The following is a 10,976-nucleotide window of genomic DNA, read 5'->3' on the forward strand; positions in this document are numbered from 1 at the left end:
CCAGGGCTATTGATGTTATTTTTCATCAGGCCAAAACCGGGGAGACCTATAACATTGGCGGGCATAACGAATGGAAAAATATCGATCTGATTAACTTGCTGTGTAATATCATGGATAAAAAGCTTGGGCGCGAACCTGGTGAATCGGCCAAACTGATTACGTTTGTGACCGACAGGGCTGGGCACGACCTGCGTTATGCGATAGATTCTACCAAGCTGCAAAATAAACTGGACTGGGTACCAAGTTTGCAGTTTGAAGAAGGCCTGGAAAAAACGGTAGCCTGGTACCTGGAAAATGAAGAATGGCTTTCCAACGTAACTTCGGGGAATTATCAGGCTTATTATGATACACAGTACCACGGAAGATAAATAAAAAAGCTCCTTAATATTTTTAAGGAGCTTTTTTTATTTATTCATATCTTAAAGCCTCTACCGGATCCAGTTTGGAGGCTTTTTTTGCGGGATAATATCCCGAAATTATTCCCACCAGCACACATAGGGCAAAGCCACCAAAAATCCATAGCCAGGGGATAATAAAGGACCCGCTCATGGCCAGCGATATCAGGTTGCCTATGGCAATGCCCAGAAATATACCAAAGGTACCACCCATTAGGCAGATCATTACAGCCTCTATCAGAAACTGTTTGCGGATGACGGCAGGATTGGCACCTATAGCTTTACGAATGCCGATTTCCCTTGTCCGTTCAGTTACCGAGACCAGCATAATGTTCATCAATCCTATAGACGCACCTATTAACGTAATGACCCCAATGGCAATTCCACCCCAGACAATGTATCTTAAATTTTCAAAAAGTGTTTGTGCCATGGCATCACTCTTGGTAATTTCAAAATTGTTGGGGTCTGTAACCCTTACCTTACGTATATTTCTAAACTGGGCAGTAGCTTCGCCAATTACATTGTCCATAATGTCATTGTTCGGAACAATTACTGTAATCGTATAAGAAGGATTTGAGCTGGAATTGATCAGTTTTGCTTTTAACAGCGGCACATATATAGAGCGGTCGCCACTAAAACCCATGCTCTGACCCTTAGATACCAGTACCCCGATTACCTTAAGCCTGGTATTGCCTACATTGATGATCTTATCTAAAGGACTTTGGTTTTTAAACAGTTTAGCACTGATCTCACTACCTATAATACAAACATTATTGCCCGACTGCGCTTCAGTTAAACTAAAATTGCGGCCCAAAGCCAGTTCCAGGCCCTGGGAATTTAACCCGTTTTCATCTATGCCCTGAATGTTGATGTTTGGATTTGTTTTTTCTGCGCCAAATTTAGCGGTTGCCCCGCGGGTGGCTACTACACTTACAGCAACCTTGGCCGGTGTATTCAGCCGTTCTTTAAAAGCCAGCGCATCCTCATAACGTATAGATTTAAAAGGTTTTTGCCTTTGTCCGGAGCCCCCTATCCTGATTCCAGTACCACGGTTTCTGATGTTAAAGGAATTTGCCCCCATGCTCGAAAACGCTTCTGTCATACTCTTTTTTACCGCATCAAGTGTGGTTAATATCCCTACCAGGGCCGAGAGACCAATGGCAATGATCAATGCCGTGAGCATGGTGCGTAACCGGTTGCTGGTAATGGATTGTATAGCTAGTCGTACGTTTTCGGTATAGGTCATTACAGGGTAATTTGGGGCTAAAATAAAACTCCTGTTGTTAAGACAACAGGACTTGCTATAATGTTACAATAGGATATAAATAATTGAAAGGCTTAGGCTATCCGGTTATACCGAAAAGCTGGTTCCGCAACCACACGTACTGGCGGCATTCGGATTGCTAAAAGTAAAACCCCTGGAGTTCAGGCCATCCTGCCAGTCAACCTGCATACCCAGCAAATACATCTGATGTGCTTTATGCATAAAAACCTTAATGCCCTCGATGATAAACTCCTGGTCGCCCTCTTTTTTCTGGTCAAAGCCCAAAACGTAATTCATGCCGGAGCAGCCGCCACCCTCTACACCTACGCGCAGCCCAAAATCTTCTGCAATTTCCTGCTGGTTTTTTAATTTAAAAAGTTCTTTTACAGCTGTTTCTGTAAATGTTACTGGTGCAAATGCCGTATCTACAGTACTCATATCATTCCTATACCGTTAAAAAATCTATTAATATCATAGGGCAAAATAACTATAATTGTTGTTAAAACAATTGCGGCAACTTTGCCCAACCTTTGATAAAAAAACTATCAATAGAGCAAATATAAATCAAAATGTACATTTTTGTCGGTACTAACACTAATTATTACTGTATTCAAACAAAGCTATGGACTTACAAAAATTTTTAACGGATGCAGCAGTGCTGATAATAGGAGGGGTAGCTACTGTTTCAGCTGGTTATTACCTCATCAGGGATGATATCCGTAATTATTTCAGGCTAAAGTTTGCTGCACAGAAAAAAGAAGAAAACCCGCAATTGCTTTCTTTACGTCTTCAGGCCCACGAACGCCTGATTGTATTTATAGAGCGCATCAATCCTTCCAATTTGTTTATCCGCCTGCATCAGCAAGGAATATCTGTACAGGAATTGCAGGCTACTATATTAAATGAGATCAGGGCAGAATACCAGCACAATGTAACGCAGCAACTGTACATCAGTTCGGCTACATGGAATGTGGTAAAACAGCTCAAGGACGATACCATAGCCATGGTCAACAATGGTGTTGAAAATCTGTCTCCGGATGCTACAGGTGTGGATTTAAGCCGTAAAATATTGCAGCATATGACCGGAATTGAAAATAACCCTTACGATTTGACCCTTGATCTGATCAAAAATGACATACATCTTTTGTTTTAAATATGAGCAATAAAAAATTCACCACCACATCGGGTATAGAAATAAAAGAAGTGTATAATACAGCCAGCGCACCTTTAGAAGGGCCTGGCGAATTTCCGTATACCCGGGGAATCCAAAAGGACATGTACAGGGGGCGGTTGTGGACCATGCGCCAGTACGCCGGATTTTCTACAGCTGAAGAATCCAATAAGCGCTATCACTATCTGTTGAAACAGGGTACAATGGGACTTTCGGTAGCATTTGACCTGCCCACCCAGATCGGTTACGATTCCGATCATGAAATGTCGGAAGGGGAAGTGGGTAAGGTTGGTGTAGCCATCGATTCCTTAAAGGATATGGAGATCTTGTTTGATGGGATTGAACTGCAAAAGATCACTACCTCTATGACCATTAATGCCACGGCCTCTATTTTGCTGGCCATGTACATTGCTTTGGCTAAAAAACAGGGCGCAGACATTAAACAGATCTCTGGGACAATACAGAACGATATCTTAAAAGAATATGCAGCAAGGGGCACCTACATCTATCCGCCCAAGCCTTCTATGCGTATCATCACCGATATTTTTGAATATTGCAGCAGGGAGGTCCCAAAATGGAATACCATTTCAATTTCAGGTTATCACATCAGGGAAGCCGGCTCTACAGCAGTACAGGAGCTGGCGTTTACCTTGGCCAATGGAAAAGCTTATTTAAATGCGGCCCTTGAAAAAGGACTCGACATCAACATTTTTGCAAAACGTCTCTCCTTCTTTTTTAACTGCCACAACAATTTCTTTGAAGAAATTGCAAAATTCAGGGCTGCGAGAAGAATGTGGGCCAAGATCACAAAGCAATTGGGTGCCACTGATGAAAAGGCACAAATGCTTAGGTTCCATACACAGACAGGAGGCTCTACCTTAACTGCGCAACAGCCACTGAACAATGTAATCAGGGTAACCAACCAGGCGATGGCCGCAGTATTAGGAGGAACACAGTCCCTGCACACCAATGGTTATGATGAGGCCCTTTCCTTACCTACCGAAGCTGCGGCAAAAATTGCCCTGCGTACCCAGCAGGTGATCGCTTTTGAAAGCGGGGTAACGGATACGGTTGATCCTTTGGCAGGTTCCTATTTTGTAGAGGAGCTGACCAATGAGATTGAAGCTGCTGCCCAGTTGTATATTGATAAAATTGACGCTATGGGCGGTTCAGTAAATGCCATTGAAAATGGCTATATCCAGAACGAGATTGCTGATGCGGCTTACCAGTACCAGGTGGAGGTAGAACAGGCCAGCAGAGTAATTGTTGGTGTGAACAAATTTACCCAGGATAAGGAGGCGATCGATGATGTATTTACCATTGATGAATCCATCAGGACGATACAAACAGAAAAACTGCAAAAGCTGAGAACAGAAAGGGACAATGTTGCAGTTGAGCAGGCATTAAACAACCTGATGCAGGCTGCCAGAGGAACTGACAATCTGATGCCGTTTATTCTTGCAGCGGTAGAAGAATATGCCAGTCTTGGCGAAATTGCCAATGTGCTGCGAAATGTTTTTGGAGAATATTGAAATTGATGTTAATAAATAGTTATCCACATAAAAAATTGAGGTTAACTGGGGTATGATATTGCAATATAAGCACTTACCAAATAAATGAAAATTAAGTTTTTTTTGTTGATAATTTTTTGAATATTCGATCTCTCGAAGGAGTTCATTTTATGTGCTCAAATCGTTACTGTAAACCAACAAATTATAGAATGACAATGGAAAAAACTTGCATCGAAGTATGGAAAAACTGTCTCCAAATTATAAAAGATAATATTCCGACCCAAAGTTTTAAAACCTGGTTCGAACCTATATCTGCACTTAAGTTGGAAGGCAATGTTTTGACCATACAGGTGCCTAGTTTATTCTTTTACGAATGGCTGGAAGAACATTATGTTGGACTGCTCAGAAAAACGGTTAAAAAACAGTTGGGAGATGAGGGGCGGCTGGAATACAATATCGTAGTCGACAAGTCCTCCAATTCAGGTTCACCTTACACCACCAATATGCCGAGTAATGGCAACGGTGCTGATGCCAAGAAGCAATCGATGCCCATTCCGGTTTCTATCAACAAAGACATTAAGAACCCTTTTATCATACCTGGCTTAAAAAAGTTGAATGTAGATCCTCAGCTGAATGCCAATTATACATTTGAAAATTATATTGAAGGAGATTGTAACCGTCTGGCCCGCTCTGCAGGTTATGCTGTTGCCGCAAAACCAGGAGGCACATCTTTTAATCCCCTGATGATTTATGGTGGGGTGGGACTGGGTAAAACCCACCTGGCCCAAGCTATCGGTAACGAGATCAAAAGGAATATGCCCGATAAGCTGGTCATTTATGTTTCCTGTGAGAAGTTTTGCCAGCAGTTTGTAGACTCCCTAAAGAACAATACGATCAATGATTTTGTGAACTTTTACCAGGCAATGGATGTGATCATCATGGATGATGTACACAATTTTGCTGGTAAGGAAAAAACACAGGACATATTTTTCCATATTTTCAATCACCTGCACCAATCGGGTAAACAGGTTATTTTATCGTCCGATAAAGCGCCTAAAGACCTGGCCGGACTGGAAGAGCGGTTGCTGAGCCGGTTTAAATGGGGGCTTTCTGCCGATCTGCAGGTTCCCGATCTGGAAACCAGGATAGCCATCCTGCGAAAAAAAATGTATGCAGATGGTATAGAGCTGCCGGCAGAAGTAGTAGAATATGTAGCACACAATATAGACAATAACGTCAGGGAACTTGAGGGGGCCATGGTTTCCCTGCTGGCGCAGTCTACCTTAAATAAAAAGGACATCGATCTGGCACTGGCCAAGCAGATGTTAAAGAACTTTATTAAAAATACCTCCAAAGAGATTTCAATGGAGTATATCCAAAAGCTGGTATGTGAATATTTTGAAGTACCGGTTGATATGGTAAAATCGCAGACACGTAAACGTGAGATTGTCCAGGCCCGTCAGATTTCCATGTACCTTTCAAAAAGTCACACCAAATCATCCTTAAAAACAATTGGTGCTTTCTTTGGCGGAAGGGACCACTCTACCGTAATTTATGCCTGCCAAACTGTTGAAGACCTTATCGATACCGATAAAAAGTTTAAAGGCTACGTGCACGACATCCAGAAGAAACTAAAAATGAGTTAAAGCCCAAGCTTCATTAAGCCGTAAAACAAGGCGGCACAATGTAAAGCCTGATCTATTTTATGCTCCGCAAGCAATTGCTTCAGCTCTTCAATCGTATATTCTTCCACATTTAAGATTTCATGATCATCCAGATGCTGCTCGGCAGTTTTTGTGCCTCCCTTCAGTAAATAGGTATAGGTTACATTATTTGCAGTTGCAGGGTTCGCATATAATGTTGCAATCAGTTCTGCGCTTTTAAAAGAATAACCGGTTTCTTCCAGCAGTTCCCGTTTTATGGCAGCTTCAGGGAGCTCTTCCCCATCAATTACACCACCAGGTATTTCCAGTGATATAATATCGGCAGCATGTCTGTACTGACGTACCATGATTACTTTATTTTCTTCCGTGAGTGCTATGGCATTTACCCAGTTTGGATATTCAAGTACATAATAGTCGTCCTTTATAGTTCCATTTTGCAGTTCACAGGTGTCTACCCTTAAAGTAGCCCATTTTTCTTGCACCAGGTATTTTGAGGAAAGCTTTTTCCATTTTAGTATTTCCATAAGATAAGAGGTATAAATTACCAGCTGCCGCTGCTTCCGCCACCGCCAAAACTACCGCCGCCAAAACCACCGAAGCCACCGCCGCCGCTACTGCCGCCACCCCAGCCGCCTCCACCACCGCCTGAACTTCTTCCGCCGCCCAGCAGCATACTCCAGAACAGTGCGTCGGCAACACCACGGCCACCAATAACCTGACTGCCACCGCTGCCGCCACCGCCTCTTTTCAGCACAATAATTACGACCACCACAATAATGATAATGATCAGTACACCTGAAGCGCCGCTACCGGTTTTACCAGCTTTAGGTTTATCGTTTTTATATTCACCCTTGGTTACGCTGATGATGGCATCGGTTCCTGCATCCAGGCCCCTATAATAATCACCTGCCTTAAAATAAGGTTTAATTTCATTGTCAATGATCCGCCGGGTATACATATCTGGCAATACACCCTCAACGCCATAGCCCGTCTGGATGGCTATTTTTCGGTCGCCCAGCGCAACTACAATCATTACACCATTGTCCTTGCCCTTGGTGCCTACTCCCCATTTTCTGCCCAGTTCCAGCGCATATTCATTGATGTCGTATTCGCCCACGGACTTGAGTACCGCTATAGCCACCTGGATAGAGGTTGAATCGTCAAAAGCAACCAGCTTACGTTCCAGATTTTGCAGCTGATCTGCAGAAAGTGTCCCGGTATAATCGTTGACCAGGGTATTGGGCTTCGCCGGAAAGTCCTGAGCAAAGCCTGCTGTAGCGAATAAAATAAGTAAAAAGGCTATGATTGATTTTTTCATTGCCTAATTTGTTTTGTGTTGATCCATAAAAATAATTTCATTGGGCAGCTCATTGATGTCATCTCCTTCAAATGGGAAATATAAGGCCAGTTTTTCGCCTGCCAGTACTATACCGGCTATAATTCCCTGCACAATATTGCCGCCTGCAAAATGTGCTTTCATGGCAATCTGAGTAGTTTCCCAAAAGTCGGAGGGCACTACTTTGTTAATGCCACTGTCGCCAATTATCGCAAATTTATGGTCAATATAAGCCAGATAGATCAGCACACCATTGTGTTTTGCTGTTTTATCCATGCCCAACTTCGCAAAATAAGAAGTCGCGCGTTCAATAGCATCGCCACTGCAATGTTTTTCTACGGCTATTCTGATTTCGCCTGATGTACCTTTTTCGGCCTCTGCAATTGCATTTGCAATGAGCTCCTGGTCTTGTTCTGAAAATATGCCCATAATAGGATTAATAATAAGGGTAATGTATGTTTTGATTATAAACACGCATCACCCTTAAATGTGTTGAGGTATATTAGAATTCTACTTTAGGTGCTTTTTCTGAACCTGGGTCTGCTTTAAAGCCTGCTTTTTGACTAAAACCAAATATTCCTGCCATCAGGTTGTTGGGGAAAGACCTTACTTTGGTATTGTAAGTCTGAACCGATTCGTTAAAATCCTTACGTGCAACGGCTATCCTGTTCTCCGTTCCTGCCAATTCGGCCGAAACATCCCTGAACTGTTCTGTGGCCTTTAATTCAGGGTAATTCTCTGTTACCATTAGTAAACGGCCCAAAGCCTGGCTTACCTGGCCTTGTGCGGCCTGGAATTTCTCTATATTTTCCGGTGTTAATTTATCAGGATCAACAGTAACCTGTGTAGCCTTGGCGCGTGCCTCTGTTACCTGGGTTAAGGTACTCTGCTCAAATTTTGCAGCACCCTTAACGGTATTCACTAAATTAGGGATCAGATCTGACCGGCGCTGGTACTGGGTTTCTACCTGGTTCCACTTTGCTTTTACATCTTCGTCAAGTTTAACCATGCTGTTATAGCCACATCCACTCATAGATACAACCAGGACCAGAAGACCTGCTATTGTCAATACTGTTCTTTTCATATGCTTTTGTTTTTTAGTTTTTTTACCGGCCGTTTTACCGGCCATTTTTGTTAATAAGGTTAATTTACACATTAGAACTCAATTTTCGTACCTTTGTTACAGTTTTCAGGATAAAAACCTGACGGGTTTATGCAAAAGGAAATAGAAATTACAATGGCCCCGGAAAGTATGGGGTCTGAAACTGCTGTTAAAGAAGCGCTGTCAGCGGCGCTTAAAGTCGATTTAGCACGTATAAAGGGCTATAAGGTGCTTAAACGCTCTATTGATGCACGCTCCAGAAAAGTAATATATCGTTTGCAGGTAAAGGCATTTATTGATGAACCGGCTTTGGCAGATATTTTTACCATAAACTATCAAAATGTCAGTAATGCCAGGCCCGTGATTATTGTAGGTGCCGGGCCTGCCGGCCTTTTCGCTGCACTGCAATGTATAGAGAACGGGTTAAAGCCCATAGTTTTGGAACGTGGCAAAGATGTGAAACAACGCCGGAGAGATCTGGCTGCCATTAACAAAGAAGGCCTGGTTAACACTGAATCTAATTATTGTTATGGCGAAGGCGGTGCCGGAACCTATTCGGACGGAAAACTGTATACCCGTTCCAATAAAAGGGGCGACATCAATAAAGTGCTGCAAATTTTTGTACAGCATGGGGCCACAGCTGATATTCTGGTAGATGCCAGGCCCCATATCGGAACCAATAAGCTGCCCCATATCATCACTGCCATCAGAGAAACCATTTTAAATGCGGGTGGGGAAGTGCATTTTGATCAGAAAGTAACGGATTTGCTGGTTAGTTTTGGGCAGATCAAAGGCGTAGTGGTTAATGGTACGAACCGCTTGCTGGCCGATGCTGTTATCCTGGCTACGGGTCATTCTGCACGTGATATATACGAATTGCTACACCATAAAGGCATTTTAGTTGAAGCCAAACCATTTGCTTTGGGTGTTAGGATTGAGCATCCACAGGCCATTATCGATGCTGCACAATACCATTGTGATGTGCGCAGTGAATTTTTGCCTCCGGCTTATTACAGTTTGGTAGAACAGGTAGGCAGCAGGGGAGTATTTTCTTTCTGCATGTGCCCGGGGGGTATTATAGCACCCTGTGCTACTTATAAAAACGAGATTGTGGTAAACGGCTGGTCGCCCTCAAAGCGAAACAATCCGTTTGCGAATTCAGGAACGGTGGTACAGATCATGCTGGAGGATGTAAAAGGTGACGATCCTTTACGGATGATGCATTTCCAGGCCCGGCTGGAACAAACTGCCTTTAATTTGGGTGGTGGCAAGCTGGTTGCACCTGCACAGCGGATGGTCGACTTTGTAGAAGGCCGTCTTTCGGCCGATCTTCCTAAAAATTCATACCTTCCGGGAACAAAAAGTGCAATCCTTAAAGATACGCTGCCTGATTTTGTTTCATCGAGTTTAAAAAACGCCCTGCCTGTTTTCGGGAAAAAGATGAAAGGCTATTATACCAATGAAGCAATTTTAGTAGGTGTGGAAAGCAGAAGCTCTTCTCCTGTGCGTATTCCCCGAGACCGGGAAACCTTTCAGCATCCTCAGGTTGCCGGGCTATATCCCTGCGCAGAAGGTGCGGGCTATGCAGGCGGAATAGTTTCGGCGGCTATTGATGGGGTAAATTGTGCGAACGCCATACTCAGGACAGTTTAATACAAACAGATTTTGTTGAACCTTGTTATATATTATATATAGGTTAGCTGTTTTCTTTTGGAACGACGAATAGCTTCATCCCCATTAAAAAAAATATACTGATGAAAAAGACATTAATAATAGGCGCAAGTCCGAATCCCGCACGATATGCTTACCTGGCAGCAAACATGCTCAAGTCTAAAGGACATGAAATTGTGAATGTAGGCGTAAAGAAAGGGACAGTGGCAGATGTGGAAATAGAAGAGCCGGGTAGTATTCATCCGGATATTCATACCATTACCTTATATATAGGCCCTCATCTGCAAAAGCAGTATTACAATTATATCCTGGAAACCCATCCAAAACGGGTTGTTTTTAATCCGGGAACGGAGAACGAAGAATTGGAAAGCTTACTTAAAGCCAATGCTATTGAGCCGGTAGAAGCCTGTACACTGGTATTGTTGTCGACCGGACAGTATTAATTGTCTCCCTGTAGCTGATTTACAATCAGATTGATAGATATGCCCTTGTAGTAGCAATACTGCAGGGGCTTTTTTTTAGGCCATGTTGTTCACAAGAAGTGTCATTCTTCACACCTGGTTCACATCTCCTTCACACCAAACCCACAAACAGGTACCTTTTTGTGAAGAAAGTGTGTAGAATGTGTGGATGATGTGAGGACCTGGCCTTACCAGGAGCGGGCTTTGCCTTCAGGGATTGCCTGGTTTGGCGGGGTATAGAATGTTGTTTTTGGGAGCATAAGCGGTAAAACAATAAAAAGGCAGCATTTTTTTAAATTTTTCTGGTTGTAATTAAGGCAGTTAGGATAAAAGTTGATTTAATGGTGTGATATAGTTTGATTGGGTTGATAATTTTCCTACTTTTGCAACCCGCTTCGGAG

At 43.0% G+C, this 10,976-nt stretch carries 12 protein-coding genes; 6 read left to right on the forward strand and 6 right to left on the reverse strand.

Going from position 1 to position 10,976, the window contains the following annotated elements:
- A partial coding sequence (locus HDC92_RS24650; RefSeq protein ID WP_183877543.1) for a GDP-mannose 4,6-dehydratase occupies window positions 1-368 on the forward strand: 368 nt, incomplete at its 5' end.
- A 40-nt stretch (window positions 369-408) separates the two neighbouring features.
- Here the strand turns inward: HDC92_RS24650 and HDC92_RS24655 are convergent.
- Both HDC92_RS24655 and HDC92_RS24660 read right to left on the reverse strand, forming a co-directional pair.
- The gene (locus HDC92_RS24655) at window positions 409-1,641 is read right to left on the reverse strand and encodes an ABC transporter permease (protein ID WP_015809410.1); all 1,233 of its coding nucleotides are present in this window, start codon (window positions 1,639-1,641) and stop codon (window positions 409-411) included.
- Between the two features lie 105 nt (window positions 1,642-1,746).
- On the reverse strand, window positions 1,747-2,097 hold the full coding sequence (locus tag HDC92_RS24660; protein WP_015809409.1) for a HesB/IscA family protein: 351 nt from the start codon (window positions 2,095-2,097) through the stop codon (window positions 1,747-1,749).
- Between the two features lie 184 nt (window positions 2,098-2,281).
- On the opposite strand from HDC92_RS24660, the gene HDC92_RS24665 reads away from it, so the two are divergent.
- The 3 genes from HDC92_RS24665 to dnaA all read left to right on the forward strand — a co-directional run bounded on the left by HDC92_RS24665 (window position 2,282) and on the right by dnaA (window position 5,987).
- Window positions 2,282-2,812, forward strand: coding sequence for a hypothetical protein (locus HDC92_RS24665; protein ID WP_183877544.1), 531 nt, complete (start codon window positions 2,282-2,284; stop codon window positions 2,810-2,812).
- Between the two features lie 2 nt (window positions 2,813-2,814).
- Window positions 2,815-4,362 (forward strand): methylmalonyl-CoA mutase, encoded by a 1,548-nt coding sequence (locus HDC92_RS24670; protein ID WP_183877545.1) that lies wholly within the window; start codon window positions 2,815-2,817, stop codon window positions 4,360-4,362.
- A 194-nt stretch (window positions 4,363-4,556) separates the two neighbouring features.
- A complete protein-coding gene (dnaA, locus tag HDC92_RS24675; protein WP_015809406.1) occupies window positions 4,557-5,987 on the forward strand; it encodes a chromosomal replication initiator protein DnaA in 1,431 nt (476 codons plus the stop codon).
- Here the strand turns inward: dnaA and HDC92_RS24680 are convergent.
- The 4 genes from HDC92_RS24680 to HDC92_RS24695 all read right to left on the reverse strand — a co-directional run bounded on the left by HDC92_RS24680 (window position 5,984) and on the right by HDC92_RS24695 (window position 8,425).
- The gene (locus tag HDC92_RS24680; protein WP_183877546.1) at window positions 5,984-6,529 is read right to left on the reverse strand and encodes an NUDIX hydrolase; all 546 of its coding nucleotides are present in this window, start codon (window positions 6,527-6,529) and stop codon (window positions 5,984-5,986) included. The two genes, dnaA and HDC92_RS24680, sit on opposite strands and share 4 nt — an antisense overlap.
- A 17-nt stretch (window positions 6,530-6,546) precedes the next feature.
- Window positions 6,547-7,323 carry a TPM domain-containing protein gene (locus tag HDC92_RS24685; protein ID WP_183877547.1) on the reverse strand — a complete coding sequence of 259 codons (777 nt, stop codon included), beginning with the start codon at window positions 7,321-7,323 and terminating at the stop codon, window positions 6,547-6,549.
- Window positions 7,324-7,326: 3 nt separating this feature from the next.
- Entirely contained in the window at window positions 7,327-7,770 is a 444-nt protein-coding gene (locus HDC92_RS24690) for a TPM domain-containing protein (RefSeq protein WP_015809403.1), read from the reverse strand.
- Window positions 7,771-7,843: 73 nt separating this feature from the next.
- Window positions 7,844-8,425 carry a LemA family protein gene (locus HDC92_RS24695; protein ID WP_036675215.1) on the reverse strand — a complete coding sequence of 194 codons (582 nt, stop codon included), beginning with the start codon at window positions 8,423-8,425 and terminating at the stop codon, window positions 7,844-7,846.
- A gap of 129 nt (window positions 8,426-8,554) precedes the next feature.
- Between HDC92_RS24695 and HDC92_RS24700 the strand changes: the two genes are divergently transcribed.
- On the forward strand, window positions 8,555-10,096 hold the full coding sequence (locus HDC92_RS24700; RefSeq protein ID WP_183877548.1) for an NAD(P)/FAD-dependent oxidoreductase: 1,542 nt from the start codon (window positions 8,555-8,557) through the stop codon (window positions 10,094-10,096).
- 101 nt (window positions 10,097-10,197) lie between these two features.
- Window positions 10,198-10,557, forward strand: coding sequence for a CoA-binding protein (locus HDC92_RS24705; RefSeq protein WP_015809400.1), 360 nt, complete (start codon window positions 10,198-10,200; stop codon window positions 10,555-10,557).
- The last annotated feature ends 419 nt before the right edge of the window (window positions 10,558-10,976 follow it).

This window comes from Pedobacter sp. AK017 (assembly GCF_014200825.1).
In the GTDB taxonomy this organism is placed as follows: domain Bacteria; phylum Bacteroidota; class Bacteroidia; order Sphingobacteriales; family Sphingobacteriaceae; genus Pedobacter; species Pedobacter heparinus.